Below are 16,425 nucleotides of genomic sequence, written 5' to 3'. Positions count from 1 at the left end.
CACCAGTATCTGAACAGTCGACAACAAAAGTTTGGGCGGCACGTCAACATCCCGAGGGCGTCAACGAGCCAACGACCAAGCTACGCACCAATACTGAGAATCACGTAAACATCGTGCAGACGCCGGGGCCGGCGCCTTTCGAAAATCCCCCAAAGCGATGTCCAGGTTCACGTCCTGCCTGAATCGTTCTGTTTGGTACTTTTACCCCCTGAGGCGCACTCCTCAGATTCGCTGTCGACCCAGCACAAACGGCGTGCAGTACAAATCGGATACTGCGGCCCGCGAACGCCTTACCAAGCACTCACGAAAGCCCGGGCAAACATGACCGAAACGGAAACCACAGTGCGGGACGACCCGCCGCGGACGCCATTCGAACCCGAGGATCGCTGGGTTCCCGTCGACCGTAGATGGTTCGGCCTGGACCGAGTGACCATCATCCCGGCAGCGATAGTGCTGGCCGTTGCGATAGTCATGAGCATCCTCATCCCGGCCGTCAACAACTCTGTCGCCTACGACGACGAAGTCGTGGCCGGGGATGTCATGGAACTCAAAGACGGCATCACCTTCGTTCCCGCCGTCGGCTGGGGAATCACAGACGGGGTCCGCGAAACTGATGCTCCCGTCTCCGGTTCGTTCCCGCAGCGCGCAACTCTGGTGAACAGCGGTGCACTGTTCACCGTCTACACGGCACCCTTCGCCGGTGACGCGAACGCTCTACTCGAACAGATCAAGAAGACCTCGGACGCCCTGGCAACAGCAGAGTCTTTGCGCGTCAGCGGCGACTCTTCCTCGATCACCACGGCGAGCGGCATTCGTGGTGTCATCACCAGCTACTCGAACTCGACTGCCGACGGCGTGATCGCAGCATTTGTCGTCGACGGAAAAGGCATCGAAGTTGTCTCCACCGGGCCGAGCGATGTGGCTCCGACCATCACGGACGACATTGCTCACATGATCGTGAGCATCAGCCACCGAGCCGGAGAGGGTTCCTGATGAGCACTCCCACAACACAACCCGCAAACGATCTCCTCACCCGCGCCGGTGCGATCGAGAACTCCGGTTGGGGTAGGTCGTTCACGTTCTACCAGCCGCGCAACGCCGCTTTCTGGGTTTACCTCGCTTTGGTGGTGAGCGGCGCCTTCAAATTCTTCTCGCTGCTGTCGTCGTCCGCCGGCGCTTACGGAGAAGCCATCGCGCTTTCGCTGGTGCTGTTCGGTGTGTACGGCGCCATCTTCTGGTGGTTCACGCAGCACATCGACAGGTACGCGCGCCAACCGGTCAAACTGATCGTCGTTGCGTTCCTGTGGGGCAGCTTCGCCGCTACATGGGTGATGGCCGCAAACGCCAACGACGCCATCTTGTCCTTGTACGCCAAGACATTCGGACAGGCGTGGGCATCGGACTGGGGCCCCGGCCTGACAGCTCCGTTCACCGAAGAAATCGCCAAGGGCATCGGGTTGCTCCTGCTCATCGCACTGGCATCTCGATTGGTGCGCACCGCATTCGACGGATTCATCCTCGGCGCCTTCATCGGACTCGGCTTCCAGATCTTCGAAGACGTTCTGTACGCCTTGAACTCGGCCGCGTCGCAGTTCGGAGCCGATCCGGTCGGCGCTGCGATGCCGACGATCATCCTCCGCATGGTATTCGGAGTGGCCGCACACACTCTGTACAGTGCGATCTTCGGTGCCGGACTCGTCTATCTACTGGGACGGCCGGCGGAACCGCGTCGTGTGGGGCGCGGACTCGCGCTGATGGCGACCGCGATGCTGCTCCACGGCCTGTGGGATTCCGCCGGTGCCTTGACACAAGGCAAGAATGCACTCCTCTTTCCGCTCTTCTTTGTCATGGTCGCCGCTGCATTGACCCTCGTGGTCCGCGTGTTTCGAATGACGGTTCCACGTGAACGCCAGTTCCTGAGCGACATCCTGGCACCGGAAGTCGACCGTGGTGTCATCACGGACGAAGAATTCGTCGCTCTGTGCGGCGACCACAAGGCACGCAGGGCTTTCCGCAAATCTGCAGGCGGACACGCGGCCCGTAAACGCGCCGAATACGTCCTCGAAGCCGCGGCAGACCTCGCCGACGCTCTGGCAGACTCCCACGGAACCAACACCGGCCGAGTCGAATTCGCTCGATCCGAGGTAAGTCGTATCAGGAGTGGTCAGCCGTCGGTCAAGCTCTGACCCGCTCCGAACTGGAATTCAACGCCGCGTCCCCTCGTGCGAGAGCACAAGGGAACGCGGCGTTGGCCATTGATCACGTTGCACATCCGGTTCGTCACGTCGCGATCAACCGCTGAACCGCCCCGACCGCAGCCTCGCGACGCTGAGCGACGGGACGGGACGACTTGAGCGCGAACATCCGGGCGATGTCGGTGATCAACAGAATCAACTCCGCGGGATTCCACTCGGGGTCGATGTGTCCCTCGAGTTGACCTTTGCGAATCTCGGCTACCTTCGGCCGGAACGTCTTGCTTCGTATGTCGTCCTCGCTCATGACGTCCGGTGCTTCGAGATCCGCCCATTGCTGCAATCGAGCGTTCTCGGGATGCGCGACGTAGTTGTCGAAGAGTCGACCTGCATACCCCGGCAGATCATCACCTCGTAGCGCTGTCTCCGCTGTGGTTTCGGACGTCCATTGCTCAGTGACGGCAGAAAACAACTCTTCCTTGCTCGCGAAGTACGCGTAGAGACGGTCCTTGCTGGCACGCGCTTGCGCGGCGATCCGATTGATCCGCGCGCCGGCCAGGCCGTACGTCGCAAATTCGTCCTTTGCGGCCGCCAGAATGCGGTCTCTCGTGGCTTCCCCTGCTGAGCGCATGTTCACAGCCTAGAACGAATCGACCGTTGCCGAACCATCCGGTTCGGCGTAGCGTGCAGAGTTGACGAACAATTTGGTTCGCGAACTTCGGCCAACTCACCCGCCGACGCAAGGAGAGACATGAATCTCGATGACGCTCGAACCGCATTCACCCGGCTCCGTGGATCGGAAAGTGGTGTTTCACCAGCAGAACTCGACGAAGTGTGGGCCGCGCTGGAAACCGTTGCCGCCGAAGAAATCCTCGGCGAATGGAAGGGCGACGACTTCGCCACCGGTCATCGTCTGCACGAAAAACTGTTCGCGAGCCGCTGGTACGGCAAGACTTTCAATTCCGTCGAGGATGCCAAGCCGTTGATCTGCCGAGACGAAGACGGCAACCTCTACTCCGACGTCAAGAGCGGCAATGGCGAGGCAAGTCTGTGGAACATCGAGTTTCGTGGCGAAGTCACGGCGACGATGGTCTACGACGGCGCGCCGATCTTCGACCATTTCAAGAAAGTCGACGATTCGACGCTCATGGGCATCATGAACGGAAAATCGGCGTTGGTTCTCGACGGCGGACAGCACTACTACTTCCTGCTCGAGCGAGCGTGATTCGCGCCGAACAGAATTCGACGTCCGCCATGCAGATGACAGCGGCGCTCTCACACGGCCCGCACTCCCTCTTCACACTCGACACCGTCGAGATCGACGAACCCCGCGCAGACGAGATCCTGGTTCGCATCGTCGCGACAGGCCTGTGCCACACGGATCTGTTCACGAAGACGGTGCTACCGGAAAAGCTCGGGCCCTGCGTGTTCGGACACGAAGGCGCCGGCGTGGTGCAAGCCGTTGGCTCGTCGATCGACAACATCGCGGCTGGTGATCACGTATTGCTGAGCTACCGCAGTTGCGGTGTCTGCAGGCAATGCCTCAGCGGCCATCGGGCGTACTGCGAAAGCTCATACGGGCTCAACAGCTCTGGCGCACGCACCGACGGCTCGACGCCGGTCCGGCGAAACGGAACTCCGATACGGTCCGCATTCTTCGGCCAGTCCAGCTTCGCGGAATACGTCATCGCCTCTGCCGACAACACCGTCGTCGTCGATCCTGCGGTGGACCTGACCGTCGCGGCTCCGCTCGGCTGCGGGTTTCAAACCGGCGCGGGTGCCGTGCTGAATCTACTTCGCCCCGAGCCCGACTCGACGTTTGCCGTTTTCGGGGCAGGCAGCGTCGGACTCGCAGCGCTGCTGGCGGCGAGGGCTGCCGGCGTTTCCACCCTGGTCGCCGTGGACCCCGTTGCGCAGCGGCGCGAACTCGCCGAGGAATTCGGCGCCGTCACTGTCGATCCCTCGAATGAAGATGCGCTCGACGCGGTCCGCGCCGCCACCGACGGAGGTTCGACGCATTCCCTCGACACCACCGGAATCGGCTCCGTGATCAATCAAGCCGTCACATCACTTCGAGCACGGGGAACACTGGCGGTAGTCGGACTCGGAGCATCCACGGTCGAGGTGAACATGGCCGACATCATGCTGAGCGGAAAGACAATTCGAGGATGCATCGAAGGAGAGTCGGAAGTCTCGACGTTCATCCCCGAACTCGTCGAACTCTTCACTGGTGGCCGGTTTCCGATCGACCGCTTGGTGACGCGCTACGCATTCGCCGACATCAACAAAGCCGTCGAAGATCAAGCGTCGGGGCGCGTCATCAAACCCGTTCTCGTGTGGTGAGGGGCGAAATGTCTCATTCGTCGACCCGACGGAATTCGCCCTAGACTGCGCTCCTGCACTAGACGTCGGAGCAAGGTGGGGACGATGACAGAACACACCAGTACAGGCGCGGGCCACGGCCGGGCCGTTATGCCGATCATCCGGATGCGCGCACGCAGCCGCGACGAGAACCATCGCGCATCGACGCCACTCGAACTGTTCTTCGACCTGTGTTTCGTGGTTGCGGCCGCACAGGCCGGAGTTCAACTGGTGCATGCTGTTGCCGAGGGCCACTACGTCGACGGCATCGCCGGTTATATGTTCGTCTTCTTCGCGCTGTGGTGGGCGTGGGTGAACTTCACCTGGTTCGCGTCTGCCTACGACACGGACGACGTCCCCTACCGGATCGCGACCTTCGTACAGATTTGTGGCGTGCTCGTCTTCGCCGCCGGAATCCCCGACGCATTCGACGGAACCGACCGTACGACGGCCATCGTCGGCTACCTCATCATGCGAATTGCGCTCACCTGCCAATGGCTTCGAGCCGCCAGCGGTGAATCCGGTGCAGCGCGAACCACTGCTTTGCAATATGCCGCCGGGCTCGTGATCGTCCAGGCCGGCTGGATCGTGCTGCTCCTGATGCCGGCGTCGGCGTGGATACCCGGCTTCTTCGTTCTCATGATCGCCGAACTCGCGGTGCCGGCAATCGCCGAGCGCAACCACCAGACGCCGTGGCACCCGCAACACATCGCCGAACGCTACGGCCTCTTCACCATCATCATGCTCGGCGAAACCATTGCTGCCGCCACCATCGCGGTCCAATCCGGCATTCGTGATTTCGACGCCGCCGACCTATTGATTCCGATTGCTGTCGGCGGAGTTCTGATCGTGTTCTCCGCGTTGTGGATCTACTTCGCCGTCCCGATCCACGAGTACCTCGCAAACCAGGGCAATCGCGCCGTCCTGTTGTGGGGATACGGGCACTACTTCGTATTCGGATCCGCTGCGGCCATCGGCGCCGGCATCGAAGTAGCCGTCGAGGAAGCAGTTGGCGAGGCGCACATTTCGACGTTCGCAGCATCTGCCGCGGTCACGATCCCCGCCGCGATGTTCCTGATCTTCGTGTGGCTCATGCACTCACGACACTTCAAGCGTGACAGGATCGAGCAGGCTGTTCTACCGGTGAGCGCAATCCTGGTTCTCGCCTGCACATTTGCCGGACACTGGGCGGTCCCGCTCGCCGGACTGGTGGCGGCGGGAACCGTCGGAGTCGGTGTCGGCCTGAGTACTCGGTCGAAGAGCTGACTCAGATTTCCGGGGCTGGAGCCTCGCCCTTACTCTGCGGCTCGTGTTGCTTGAGCTCACCGCGCATCTTGTCGAGATCCTTGCCACGCTTTTTGTACATATAGCCGAGCGCAACAAGACCCAGGAACAACGCGACGCCCAGGACTGCACCGACAACGGAGGCTCCGCGGAAACCGGGGCCGTCGACGTCGAGGATCCGCTCGCCCGCATGCGCTGCATTGTTGTTGCCGAGAACAACTGTCAGAGAGAGCAGATTCGGCAGCGCGAAGATCACACCCAACGCGAGAGCCGTGATCTGGATGATTCGAGCATGCTTGCGCTTGCGCACCTGCCAGACCGCTCGGAAGAAGATGAGCGGGACCAGGGTGCAGACGAGACCGAACAGCAGTCCCCACGCGATTCCGGCGCTGAAGCTGCCGTTCGACAACGACGCAATTCGCTGCGCCCACCAACGCGGAAGGAAGGCGGCAAGGATGAAGTAAGCGATGACCAGGACCACCGCCATCACTGCGATCCCGATGGCCTTCTTCGCCCACGGCGGCATGCCCGGTTTTTCGGTGGCCGGTGAAGTTTCCGGTGTCGTCATGACAAATCCTCGTCTAGTCGGCGTCTGTACTGACGAATCTATCCGTTACGGGCGTTCCTCATCCGCATCGAGAACGATCCGGGCAAGCCGCTTCGGAGCAACGAGGGTGAACGAGGTGTAGATCCACTCCTCCAGTTGCGACCATTTCTCCTCGGAAACGTCGGTGCCGATGTCGAGCGCAACCCACCCGTGTCGACCGAGACCGTAGCCGGCAGCGCTTGCGCCTGGTTCGGTGGCCACCACCGCTTCGGCTTCCTCCTTGCTCAACTTGACGGTCAAGGAGGTGGCTTCGACGTTGCAGAACACGAAGTTCTTGCCGCGGACCCGGAAGGTCGGGTGGCCGTCCCACGCTTCGATGTCGACGCGCTCCGCCTCCGGCAGGGACAACGAGATCTCTTCGAGTCGACGCATGTTGTCGGGCATGGAGACGATTCTGCACGCTCGATACCGCGCTTGACACCCGCGACACCGCTAGGCTCGGCGACGACCGCGTTACCGAACTCCGAACACAGGGAGAGTGGCATGCGCACGTTAGTTCATCTGGTTCTGCTCATTTGTGGAATCGCCGTTGCCGTCGGCTCGTTCATGTACGTACTGGCCGGGGTCAAACCCAACAACGTTCGCCTCGAGGACCTGCGGGACGGTTTTCCGGCCGGGTGGGCAATCGAGCAACTCGGCGATCAGTCCGTGACCTTCTACCGTTCGATGGCGATACTTCTGCTCGCTGCAGCCGTATTGATTCTGATCGCCGCTTTGTTCGGTTCTCGTATTTCAGCGTGGATCGGAATCATCGTGGGATTGGGAACTCTGGGCACGTTCTACTACCGAGTGAACGATCAATTCGACAATGTCATCAGGGAAAACTACTCCACGATCCTGACAAATCAGACAGGATTCATCTTGACGGCCGGCGGACTGATTCTCGCTCTCCTAGCGTGTCTGGTCCCCCGCGAGAAGACCCGAGCCTGACCGCTCGGCAACCGGAGGGTTACCGTCGACGCCGACATTCACTAGTGTCTGCAACAGCCGGGTACTGACGAGTAGTACCCCAGAAGAGGTAGGGCATAAATGGCATCGCTTGACGACCTTCTATCCCAGATCCCCATCGACCAGATCGCGCAGCAACTCGGCGTGGACCAGGCAACTGCCGAATCGGCGGTCAAGACTGCACTTCCGACCCTCGTCGGTGGCCTCGGCGCCAACGCTCAGGATCCCGCGGGCGCAGCCTCACTCGAAAGTGCGCTGCAGTCGCACGCCGACACCAGCCTTCTCGACGACGGCGTCGACATCAGCAAAGTCGACACCGCTGACGGTCAGAAGATCGTCTCGAACATCTTCGGCGGCAACACCGATCAGGTCGCCAGCGCACTGGGCGGTGTCGGTGGCGGCGGTGGAAACGATCTGGTGAAGCAGTTGCTGCCGATCCTCGCTCCCATCGTCCTGGCCTACCTCGCCAAGCAGTTCACCGGTGGCGGCGCCGGCGCGCAGACCCAGGCCTCCGGTGGCGGCGGGCTCGGGGATCTCCTCGGCGGAATTCTCGGCGGTGGCGGCAATTCCGGCGGCGGCATCGGCGGCGCACTCGGCGGCATCCTGGGTGGATCCAGTGGCGGCGGCCTCGGTGACCTGCTCGGCGGCCTCCTCGGCGGCGGCAAGAAGTAAGACGCTCGACAGATTCGCACTGCGGCGATCCCGTTCGGGGTCGCCGCAGTGCTCTGTCATTCGACCGTCGAAGATCGAAACATCTTCAGCGACAATGCAAACGCAACCAACAGCAGCGCGCCCACAAAGGCACTGACCCCACCCCAACCGCCGCCCGCGTACGCGAGACCAGCGAGGGCGCCCGCCACGGACGAACCCGCGTAGTAGGCAAACAGATACAACGCCGACGCCTCGGCCCGGTGATCGGTCGCGATCAGCCCCACCCAACCGCTGGCCACCGAATGCGCCGCGAAGAATCCTCCGGTGAAGAGCAGCATCCCCACGAGAGTCAACGCCAGATTGTCCGGAACGGTCAGTGCCAGACCGATACCGATGACAACAACCGAGCCGAGCAGAACACTGCGCCTACCCAGCCGGTCCGAGGCCCCGCCGGCTACCGCCGAGGTGAAAGTTCCGGCGAGGTAGAAGAGAAAGACCAGGCCGACAAGTGCTTCGGGAAGTCCGAAAGGTGCTGCCGTGAGCCGAAACCCGAGGAAGTTGTAGATCGAGACGAATCCGCCCATGAGGATGAACCCCAAGGCGAAAAGCGTGCGCAGCGACGGGTTCGCAAGGTGGCGTCGTAGATTCGATGCGATCGCACGCACCGACACCGGTTGCGGGCGAAAGAACTTCGACGCGGGGAGCTTCCGGATCATGGTGAGCGCGAACAACGCTGACAGCAAGGCCGCAGTCACCAATGCCCAGCGCCACGTACTGAAATCGACGACGGCCGACGGAACCAGCCGTCCGATCAGCCCACCGATCGTCGTGCCGGCGACGTACCTTCCCATCGCTGCACCGAGGTCCTTGCGATCGACCTCCTCGGCCAGATAGGCCATCGCCACCGCCGGGACCCCCGCCAGAGCCAAGCCTTGCGCCGCGCGTCCGATCAGCAGAACCTCGATCGTCGGACTGAGTGGCAGAAACAAGCCGATCACACAGGACGCCGACGCCGACGCGATCATCACCCGCGTGCGACCGAACCGCTCGGAGAGCGCACTGGCCGGAATGATCGCCAACGCCAACATGCCCGTCGTCGCCGAGACCGAAAGTGCAGACACCGCGGGCGAGACGTCGAAGCCTTCGGCGAACGCAGGCAGCAATGCCTGTGCCGCGTACATCGAGATGAATGTCGACAGCCCGGCCGCGAACAAAGCAACGGTCACCGTGCGATACCCCGGTGTTCCGCGGCGAAGCGGCACCACTTCGGATTCGATCACATTCTCGACAGTCACCACATACCTCCAGGCATCGCTTACCTCCGGTAAGAATCCTCCCGCCGCGCTTCGACAAAAGAAAATGCATAAACTTGGAGTTCTATATGCGTCATAGGTATATAGATTGGGTTCGTGATGCTGACCGAAGACCTCGAATGGTTTGTCGTTCTCGCCGAAACCCAACAGGTGACCGCTACCGCGGATCTGACTCACCTGTCGCAGCCGACACTCTCGCGCAAACTCGCACGCCTCGAACGACAGATCGGAGTGACGCTCTTCGACCGTCAGGGACGCCGGCTCGAACTGAACCGGTACGGCGAGATCCTCTACCGACACGCTCGCACCGCTCTTCACTCACTCGACGCGGCGCAGAGCGAAATCCAGTCGCTGGCGAGCCCCGAAAGCGGCACGGTCCGGCTCGACTTCCTCCACTCGTTCGGCACCTGGTTGGTGCCGCACATGCTGCGCGGATACCGCGTCGAGCATCCCGGAGTGCGATTCGAACTGCATCAGGACAGTGCGCAGTTCCTGGTCGACAGAATTGTCGCCGGCACGTCCGACCTGGCCGTCGTCTCGCCGCAGCCGCGTGATCCGCAGGTGGCATGGATGCAGATCGCCCAGCAGTCACTGGCATTGGCTGTTCCGGCTGATCATCGCTTTGCGAAGTTGCATTCGGTCGAGCTTGCGGACGCGGCCGACGAACCGTTCATCGGTATGCATCCGAACTTCGGGATGCGAAGAATTCTCGATGAACTGTGCGCGGCCGCAGGATTCACTCCGAATTTCGTCTTCGAGAGCAGCGAGCTGGCAACGGTCGGCGGACTGGTCTCCGCGTCCTTCGGTGTCTCGGTCATGCCGGTGCAGGATCCACCGATCTGGGCCGAAGGAGTCGTCTACGTACCGATCGAAGGAGCACAGCGAAAAATAGGGCTGATCTGGTCGAAGAGCCGCGAGCTGTCCGATCCCGCCCGGACGTTCCGCGACTACGTCGAAAGAACGACTTGGTCGTGAAAGTGCCCCCGGATAACTACGGATCGGTAACATCCCTCGAGGGGAGCAATTTTCATGCCATTCTTTTCAAACCTACGGTGCCGTAGGCTGGGGCGAAGTCGCGCATTCACTCAACATGGAGGCAAGAAATGACGAGGATTCTGACGCAGCTGGAGCTGCTACAAGAGCTGCAGCCGGTTGCCGAGGAGAACGTCAACCGCCACATCTCCATGGCCAAGGAATGGCATCCACACGACTACGTTCCGTGGGACGAGGGTCGTAACTTCGCAGCCATGGGTGGCGAAGACTGGAGCCTCGAGCAGTCACAGCTCGGCGAGGTAGCTCGCGCCGCGATGATCACCAACCTGCTCACCGAGGACAACCTGCCGTCGTACCACCGTGAGATCGCCGAGAACTTTTCGCAGGACGGTGCCTGGGGAACGTGGGTCGGCCGGTGGACCGCCGAGGAGAACCGTCACGGCATCGTGATGCGTGACTACCTCGTCGTCACGCGCGCAGTCGACCCCGTCGAGCTCGAGCGCTTCCGCATGGAACACATGACAAACGGTTACAGCGCACCCATCGACGAGGGCGACGCCGGCCTGCTGCACTCGGTCGCCTACGTGACCTTCCAGGAACTCGCGACGCGCGTCAGCCACCGCAACACCGGCAAGGCTTGCGACGAGCCGATTGCCGACAAGATGCTTCAGCGCATCGCCGCTGATGAGAACCTGCACATGATCTTCTACCGCAACATTTGCGCCGCCGCGCTCGATCTTGCTCCCGATCAGGCGCTCAAGGCTGTGGCGAACATCGTCCAGAACTTCCAGATGCCGGGCGCCGGCATGCCGAACTTCCGTCGTAACGGCGCTCTCATGGCCAAGCACGGCATCTACGACCTTCGCCAGCACCTCGACGAGGTCGTCTGGCCCGTCTTGCGCAAGTGGAACATCTTCGAGCGCAACGATTTCAGCGCCGAAGGCGAGAACACGCGCGAAGAATTGGCGGCCTTCCTCGAGACCCTTGCCGCCAACGCGACGAAGTTCGAGGAACAGCGCGATCGCATGCTCGCACGCGAAGCCGCCAAGCGCGAACAGCAGGCTTCTTAGTTTCACCAGCTATTCTGTGCCCGGTACCGGATTCGGTACCGGGCACTTCCAATTGTCACAAGTATTTGTTCAGAGGTAGACATGTCATCCCTACGTATCGGTTCACTCGAGCTGCACAGCCCCGTGGTCCTCGCCCCCATGGCGGGCGTCACCAACGTCGCTTTCCGCACGCTGTGCCGTGAACTCGAACTCGAACGTGCAGGCAGCACGTCCGGCCTCTACGTCTGCGAGATGGTCACGGCACGCGCGCTCGTCGAGCGCCAGCCGGCCACGATGCACATGACCACGTTCGGCCCGACCGAAACGCCCCGGTCGCTGCAGCTGTACACAGTCGACCCGGATACGACCTACGCCGCGGCGAAGATGATCGTCGACGAGAACATGGCCGATCACATCGACATGAACTTCGGCTGTCCCGTCCCGAAGGTGACCCGCAAGGGCGGTGGCTCCGCGCTGCCGTACAAGCGTCGGCTGTTCGGACAGATCGTCGCGGCCGCTGTGCGCGCGACCGAGGGCACCGATATTCCGGTCACCGTGAAGATGCGCGTCGGCATCGACCCCGAACATCACACGCACCTCGACGCCGGCCGGATCGCCGCAGCTGAAGGCGCTGCTGCCGTCGCACTTCACGCACGTACCGCGTCGCAGCGCTACTCCGGCACTGCTGACTGGAACGAGATCACGCGTCTCAAGGAACACGTCACCGACGTTCCGATCCTCGGCAACGGTGACATCTTCGATGCTTCGGATGCTGCCCGGATGATGAACGAGACCGGCTGCGACGGCGTCGTCGTCGGACGTGGCTGCCTCGGACGGCCATGGCTGTTCGCGGAACTCAGCGCAGCTCTCAACGGACAACAGATCGCCACGCCGCCGACGCTCGGCGAAGTCACCAAGATCATCGCCCGTCACGCCCAGCTGCTCGCCGCACACCACGGTGAGATGAAGGGCTTGCGCGAACTTCGCAAGCACGTCTCCTGGTACATGCGTGGGTTCCCGGTCGGATCGGATCTGCGGGTCTCGATGGCGTTGGTCAGCACGTTGTCCGAACTGGACGACCTGCTCGGACAGCTCGATCACGACGTCCCGTTCCCCAAGGACGCCGAAGGCCCGCGGGGTCGCCAAGGCTCGCCCGGTCAGGTAGCACTTCCGGAAGGTTGGCTCGACGATCCCGAGGACGATCTTGTGCCGGTGGGGGCTGACATGATGCACTCCGGTGGCTAGCGAGAACACGCCGTCGGATTACTCTCATCACTTTCTGAGTGAAGCACTCAGGATTCACCAGTAATATGGCTCCAGCTTCGTCGACAACCGGTTGACGCCGGCATCTGAATGACGAGTTACTGACAGTCGACGACGGGACAGGTTGCATCGGTGGGTGATGATCACGATTCGGGCCCACCTCCGCCCGAGAGCCGCGCCCCCTGGGAACGTCCGCTCGCAGACAAGCGGTTCCGCAACGCCCGCCCGGACCAACCGGCAGCTCCCCAGCGTCCTGCCACACCCCAGCGACCAGCACCGCAACCACCCAGTCCCCCGGAGCGTCGCAGCAGTGGACGGACCGGCCGCCGGGATTCGCCTCCGACCGACGACTCTGTTTCGGTCGCCGAGTTGGTCCGTCGGGTAGGCGACAAGAAGCCGCCACCTGCCCCGGCTGCACCGCCCAAGGCAGCGCCGACCAAATCCGTGCCACCCAGGACTCCACCTCCATCAGCGTCCGCGCCGCCCCCGGCCCGGCCGATTCCCGCGCGTCCGACCGTCCCGCCTGCCGCTGCGGACTGGATCACCGAAGAACATCCCGTCACCTCCGCAGTGCCGCGGGTAGTCGGTGACACCGGCGCTACCCGTCTGGCGCAAAGCAAGATTCGCCGCCGCCATCGCGCAAAAGTGATCGGCCGATCGGCAGTAGCGTTCCTGGCCGTCATGTCTCTCGCGTTGACCGGCGTCGTCTGGGGTTATCTGCGGTCGGTCGAAGGCGGTTTCGATCAGATTGCGGCACTCGACACCGAGTCCGACGACATCATCGACGCCGGGGGCCAGCTCGGCGACGAGACATACTTGATCATCGGCACCGATACCCGCGCGGGCGCGAGCGGTGAGATCGGCGCCGGAACCGTCGAAGACGCCGAAGGCGCGCGCGCCGACACGGTCATGCTGGTGAACATTCCCGCCGACCGAAGCCGTGTCGTCGCCGTCTCCTTCCCGCGTGACCTCGACGTCGAACGTCCGATCTGCCAGGGTTGGGACAACGACGCCGGCAAGTACACCAGCGAAACCTTCCCGGCAGCCAGCGGCGACAAGCTCAATGCGACGTACGCACTCGGTGGTCCCAAGTGCCTGGTGAAGGTCATCCAGAAGATGTCCGGCCTGAAAATCGGGCACTTCGTCGGAATGGACTTCGCCGGCTTCGAGCGCATGGTCGACACCGTCGGCGGCGTGAACGTCTGCTCCCCCGGACCGATCGAGGACGGCATCCTCGGAACCGTCCTCGCATCCGGCGGAACACAGATGCTCGACGGCCGTACCGCCCTCAACTATGTGCGTGCGCGCCACGTCGAAGCCGAGGGTAACGGCGACTACGGACGCATCACCCGTCAGCAGAAGTTCCTGTCGGCGCTGCTCCGCTCGGCCCTGTCCAACCAGGTCCTCCTGAATCCGAGCAAGCTCAACGGATTCATCAACGCCTTCACCAGCGACACGTTCGTCGAGAACATCGACACGAAGTCGCTGGTCACCCTCGGCCGTTCGCTGCAGAACGTCGACGCGGGCGCGGTCACGTTCTTGACGGTCCCCACGGACGGCACCAACGACTGGGGCAACGAGATTCCTCGCACCGACGAGATCAAGTCCCTCTTCCAGGCGATCATCGACGACGAACCGCTTCCGGGTGAAGAGCGCGAGGACACCACACCGTCGTCGACCAGTTCCACGACAACCGCTCCTACATCCAGCACGCCGCCCGCCGCCACTTCCGTCGAAGCGATGAGCGCCTACAACATCTCGGTCGACGTCTCCAACGCGTCGGGAATCGCCGGGCAGGCCGCGACGATCGCCGACAGCCTCGCTGCTTACGGTTTCCAGATCTCCACGGTCGGCAACTTCAGCGCAGCCACCGGCCTGGCGAATGCTCAAGCGTCGACCACCGTCGTGCGTTACGCAGCAGGTTACGAGGCTGAAGCGGTCACTGTCGCGTCGTCGATTCCCGGTGCGGTTCTCGTTCTCGCTCCGAGCATGGGAGACATGATCGAGGTCGTCGTCGGAAGCAATTTCGCCGGCACCGTCGTCGCCCCCGCGGACCCGGGGACCATCCTGGCGGCAAATCCGACATCGGTCGACACCAGCACCTCGACGGCTCTGCCCGCCGACATCGCCAGCGTCAACGCCGGCGACACCACCTGCGACTGACACGCGTTCATTCACCTTGCGTTCACCTGGTGCTTGTGACTTGGTCTTTCACGGCACGTAGGCTCTGACCTCATGCGCGTGGCTTACAACGAACAGATGACCGAGCTTGCAGACACGCTCGGCGAGATGGCAGGACTGGCAGGTGCCGCTATGGAGCGCGCCACCCAGTCCCTGCTCCAGGCAGACCTGTCCCTGGCAGAACAAGTAATCGGCGAACACGACAAGATCACCGAACTCAGCACCATTTGCGAGGAGCGCGCGTTTGCGCTGCTCGCCTTGCAGGCTCCCGTTGCCGGAGATCTGCGCTCGGTGGTCAGCGGAATCCAGATCGTCGCCGACATCGACCGCATGGGTGCACTCGCCCTGCACGTCGCAAAGATCGCGCGCCGCCGACATCCCAACCACGTGCTTCCCGAAGAGGTCAACGGCTACTTCGCCGAGATGGGACGCATCGCTGTCTCCATCGGTGCGGCCGCCAAGGTCGTCCTCGAGACCCGCGACCCCGAGCGCGCTGCCCGCCTGCGCGAAGAAGACGAAGCGATGGACGACCTCCACCGCCACCTCTTCACCGTCCTCATGGACCGCGAGTGGAAGCACGGCGTTGCCGCCGCAGTCGACGTCACGCTGCTCGGCCGCTTCTACGAGCGGTTCGCCGACCACGCCGTCGAGGTCGGCCGACGCGTCATCTTCCTGGTGACCGGCAAGCTGCCCGAAGAGCCGGAAACCACCGAGAAGGTCGACAACCTCACCTCGTACCCGGATCTCTGAACTACCCGGACCTCTGAACCCAACCGTCCACGTGAGTAAAAGGCGGCCGCGCACTTGCGCGGCCGCCTTTCCTATTCAGTTCTCGTGTAACCAGGTCTTCAACGTGGGTCCTGCAGTTGTGGATCCCGGCCCGGGCAGCAGCGCCCCACCCTTCATCGCCTTACCCGCTCCCGGCATCGAGATCGGGATCAGCCACTTGCGTCGGCCACGGTATTTCAAAATCTCACGCGTCATGGCCGGGATCTCGAGGACCTCAGGCCCGGCGAGATCTGGAACCCTCCCGGTCGGACCGTTCTGAGCGCACGTCACCAGAGCCTCGGCGACGGTCTTCGCCGCTATCGGTTGGGAGCGCATCCGGGGAACCATCGCGACCGGCCCCAGTCCGAAGAGCGCGATGGTCTTCTCGCCGAACTCGAACCACTGAGTGGATCGCAGAATCGTGAAGGGAATGCCCGACGCTTCCACCGCGCGTTCCTGCGCGGCCTTTCCCTGGTAGTACCCGAAGGACTTCAACTGCGGATCGTCGCAGTTCACGATCGAGAGCAGCACGTGATGCTTCACGCCTGCTCTGGCTTCGGCCGCGGCGATGTTCTTCGCTGCCGTCTCGAAGAACTCGATCGCCTTCTTGGCACTGTTGGTGACGTGATCACTCACGTCGATGACAACGTCGGCACCGACAAATGCTTCGTCCAACCCCGCACCCGTAGAGATGTCGACTCCCGTCGATCGAGCGGCGGCGACGACGTCATGGCCCCCGATTTTCGCCTGCTCGACGACCAGCTTTCCCATCTGGCCGGTTCCGCCCAGAACAACAATTCGCATGATGCCTCCGT

At 62.5% G+C, this 16,425-nt stretch carries 17 protein-coding genes; 12 read left to right on the top strand and 5 right to left on the bottom strand.

The features are described 5' to 3' along the window. Positions 1 to 321 precede the first annotated feature (321 nt). Both H351_RS09190 and H351_RS09185 read left to right on the top strand, forming a co-directional pair. Positions 322 to 993 (top strand): hypothetical protein, encoded by a 672-nt coding sequence (locus H351_RS09190; protein WP_019745069.1) that lies wholly within the window; start codon positions 322 to 324, stop codon positions 991 to 993. Further along, positions 993 to 2,186 carry a PrsW family intramembrane metalloprotease gene (locus H351_RS09185; RefSeq protein WP_019745070.1) on the top strand — a complete coding sequence of 398 codons (1,194 nt, stop codon included), beginning with the start codon at positions 993 to 995 and terminating at the stop codon, positions 2,184 to 2,186. Before H351_RS09190 ends, H351_RS09185 begins: the two co-directional genes overlap by 1 nt. 94 nt (positions 2,187 to 2,280) lie before the next feature. On the opposite strand, the gene H351_RS09180 is transcribed toward H351_RS09185, so the two are convergent. Continuing rightward, positions 2,281 to 2,823 carry a TetR/AcrR family transcriptional regulator gene (locus H351_RS09180; RefSeq protein ID WP_029256113.1) on the bottom strand — a complete coding sequence of 181 codons (543 nt, stop codon included), beginning with the start codon at positions 2,821 to 2,823 and terminating at the stop codon, positions 2,281 to 2,283. 120 nt (positions 2,824 to 2,943) lie between these two features. On the opposite strand from H351_RS09180, the gene H351_RS09175 reads away from it, so the two are divergent. The 3 genes from H351_RS09175 (at position 2,944) to H351_RS09165 (ending at position 5,819) form a co-directional block, all read left to right on the top strand. Continuing rightward, positions 2,944 to 3,417: a DUF4334 domain-containing protein gene (locus H351_RS09175; RefSeq protein ID WP_019745072.1), complete on the top strand. Its 474-nt coding sequence runs from the start codon at positions 2,944 to 2,946 to the stop codon at positions 3,415 to 3,417. Positions 3,418 to 3,446: 29 nt separating this feature from the next. Beyond that, the gene (locus tag H351_RS09170; RefSeq protein ID WP_029256114.1) at positions 3,447 to 4,535 is read left to right on the top strand and encodes an NAD(P)-dependent alcohol dehydrogenase; all 1,089 of its coding nucleotides are present in this window, start codon (positions 3,447 to 3,449) and stop codon (positions 4,533 to 4,535) included. An 84-nt stretch (positions 4,536 to 4,619) separates the two neighbouring features. After that, the gene (locus H351_RS09165; protein WP_029256115.1) at positions 4,620 to 5,819 is read left to right on the top strand and encodes a low temperature requirement protein A; all 1,200 of its coding nucleotides are present in this window, start codon (positions 4,620 to 4,622) and stop codon (positions 5,817 to 5,819) included. 1 nt (position 5,820) lies between these two features. Here H351_RS09165 and H351_RS09160 read toward each other — a convergent pair whose 3' ends face one another. Next, the gene (locus H351_RS09160; protein WP_021345398.1) at positions 5,821 to 6,405 is read right to left on the bottom strand and encodes a hypothetical protein; all 585 of its coding nucleotides are present in this window, start codon (positions 6,403 to 6,405) and stop codon (positions 5,821 to 5,823) included. 45 nt (positions 6,406 to 6,450) lie between these two features. Beyond that, a complete protein-coding gene (locus tag H351_RS09155) occupies positions 6,451 to 6,828 on the bottom strand; it encodes an MmcQ/YjbR family DNA-binding protein (protein WP_007733864.1) in 378 nt (125 codons plus the stop codon). A gap of 99 nt (positions 6,829 to 6,927) precedes the next feature. On the opposite strand from H351_RS09155, the gene H351_RS09150 reads away from it, so the two are divergent. Both H351_RS09150 and H351_RS09145 read left to right on the top strand, forming a co-directional pair. Then, positions 6,928 to 7,374, top strand: a complete 447-nt coding sequence (locus H351_RS09150) for a hypothetical protein (protein ID WP_020970602.1) — start codon at positions 6,928 to 6,930, stop codon at positions 7,372 to 7,374. A gap of 99 nt (positions 7,375 to 7,473) precedes the next feature. Then, positions 7,474 to 8,064, top strand: a complete 591-nt coding sequence (locus tag H351_RS09145) for a DUF937 domain-containing protein (RefSeq protein WP_029256116.1) — start codon at positions 7,474 to 7,476, stop codon at positions 8,062 to 8,064. 56 nt (positions 8,065 to 8,120) lie between these two features. On the opposite strand, the gene H351_RS09140 is transcribed toward H351_RS09145, so the two are convergent. Next, the gene (locus H351_RS09140) at positions 8,121 to 9,338 is read right to left on the bottom strand and encodes an MFS transporter (protein WP_029256117.1); all 1,218 of its coding nucleotides are present in this window, start codon (positions 9,336 to 9,338) and stop codon (positions 8,121 to 8,123) included. A gap of 117 nt (positions 9,339 to 9,455) precedes the next feature. Here H351_RS09140 and H351_RS09135 point away from each other — a divergent pair, with 117 nt between their 5' ends. The 5 genes from H351_RS09135 (at position 9,456) to phoU (ending at position 15,592) form a co-directional block, all read left to right on the top strand. Continuing rightward, positions 9,456 to 10,331, top strand: a complete 876-nt coding sequence (locus tag H351_RS09135) for a LysR family transcriptional regulator (protein WP_029256118.1) — start codon at positions 9,456 to 9,458, stop codon at positions 10,329 to 10,331. A 128-nt stretch (positions 10,332 to 10,459) separates the two neighbouring features. Continuing rightward, positions 10,460 to 11,419: an acyl-ACP desaturase gene (locus tag H351_RS09130; RefSeq protein ID WP_003940492.1), complete on the top strand. Its 960-nt coding sequence runs from the start codon at positions 10,460 to 10,462 to the stop codon at positions 11,417 to 11,419. Between the two features lie 81 nt (positions 11,420 to 11,500). Then, complete coding sequence (dusB, locus tag H351_RS09125; RefSeq protein WP_003939756.1) at positions 11,501 to 12,643, top strand: tRNA dihydrouridine synthase DusB; 1,143 nt, start codon at positions 11,501 to 11,503, stop codon at positions 12,641 to 12,643. A gap of 150 nt (positions 12,644 to 12,793) precedes the next feature. After that, positions 12,794 to 14,824: an LCP family protein gene (locus H351_RS09120; protein WP_029256119.1), complete on the top strand. Its 2,031-nt coding sequence runs from the start codon at positions 12,794 to 12,796 to the stop codon at positions 14,822 to 14,824. Between the two features lie 72 nt (positions 14,825 to 14,896). Continuing rightward, positions 14,897 to 15,592 carry a phosphate signaling complex protein PhoU gene (gene phoU / locus H351_RS09115; RefSeq protein ID WP_003940130.1) on the top strand — a complete coding sequence of 232 codons (696 nt, stop codon included), beginning with the start codon at positions 14,897 to 14,899 and terminating at the stop codon, positions 15,590 to 15,592. A 75-nt stretch (positions 15,593 to 15,667) separates the two neighbouring features. Here the strand turns inward: phoU and H351_RS09110 are convergent, their stop codons facing one another. After that, positions 15,668 to 16,414 carry an SDR family oxidoreductase gene (locus H351_RS09110; RefSeq protein ID WP_029256120.1) on the bottom strand — a complete coding sequence of 249 codons (747 nt, stop codon included), beginning with the start codon at positions 16,412 to 16,414 and terminating at the stop codon, positions 15,668 to 15,670. Positions 16,415 to 16,425: the final 11 nt, after the last annotated feature.

It is taken from the genome of Rhodococcus erythropolis R138 (assembly GCF_000696675.2).
Taxonomy (GTDB): Bacteria; Actinomycetota; Actinomycetes; order Mycobacteriales; family Mycobacteriaceae; genus Rhodococcus_F; species Rhodococcus_F erythropolis.
Note: the sequence above shows the minus strand (reverse complement) of the source record. Positions and strands in the feature narration are given on the sequence as shown.

What these genes read in the sequence shown, in the direction of transcription:
- phoU (WP_003940130.1), top strand. Translation starts at nt 14,897, where the DNA reads ATGCGCGTGGCTTACAACGAACAGATGACCGAGCTTGCAGACACGCTC.
- H351_RS09130 (WP_003940492.1), top strand. Translation starts at nt 10,460, where the DNA reads ATGACGAGGATTCTGACGCAGCTGGAGCTGCTACAAGAGCTGCAGCCG.
- H351_RS09155 (WP_007733864.1), bottom strand. Translation starts at nt 6,828, where the DNA reads ATGCCCGACAACATGCGTCGACTCGAAGAGATCTCGTTGTCCCTGCCG.
- H351_RS09145 (WP_029256116.1), top strand. Translation starts at nt 7,474, where the DNA reads ATGGCATCGCTTGACGACCTTCTATCCCAGATCCCCATCGACCAGATC.
- H351_RS09160 (WP_021345398.1), bottom strand. Translation starts at nt 6,405, where the DNA reads ATGACGACACCGGAAACTTCACCGGCCACCGAAAAACCGGGCATGCCG.
- H351_RS09175 (WP_019745072.1), top strand. Translation starts at nt 2,944, where the DNA reads ATGAATCTCGATGACGCTCGAACCGCATTCACCCGGCTCCGTGGATCG.
- H351_RS09110 (WP_029256120.1), bottom strand. Translation starts at nt 16,414, where the DNA reads ATGCGAATTGTTGTTCTGGGCGGAACCGGCCAGATGGGAAAGCTGGTC.
- H351_RS09165 (WP_029256115.1), top strand. Translation starts at nt 4,620, where the DNA reads ATGACAGAACACACCAGTACAGGCGCGGGCCACGGCCGGGCCGTTATG.
- H351_RS09180 (WP_029256113.1), bottom strand. Translation starts at nt 2,823, where the DNA reads ATGCGCTCAGCAGGGGAAGCCACGAGAGACCGCATTCTGGCGGCCGCA.
- dusB (WP_003939756.1), top strand. Translation starts at nt 11,501, where the DNA reads ATGTCATCCCTACGTATCGGTTCACTCGAGCTGCACAGCCCCGTGGTC.
- H351_RS09170 (WP_029256114.1), top strand. Translation starts at nt 3,447, where the DNA reads ATGCAGATGACAGCGGCGCTCTCACACGGCCCGCACTCCCTCTTCACA.
- H351_RS09185 (WP_019745070.1), top strand. Translation starts at nt 993, where the DNA reads ATGAGCACTCCCACAACACAACCCGCAAACGATCTCCTCACCCGCGCC.
- H351_RS09150 (WP_020970602.1), top strand. Translation starts at nt 6,928, where the DNA reads ATGCGCACGTTAGTTCATCTGGTTCTGCTCATTTGTGGAATCGCCGTT.
- H351_RS09190 (WP_019745069.1), top strand. Translation starts at nt 322, where the DNA reads ATGACCGAAACGGAAACCACAGTGCGGGACGACCCGCCGCGGACGCCA.
- H351_RS09135 (WP_029256118.1), top strand. Translation starts at nt 9,456, where the DNA reads ATGCTGACCGAAGACCTCGAATGGTTTGTCGTTCTCGCCGAAACCCAA.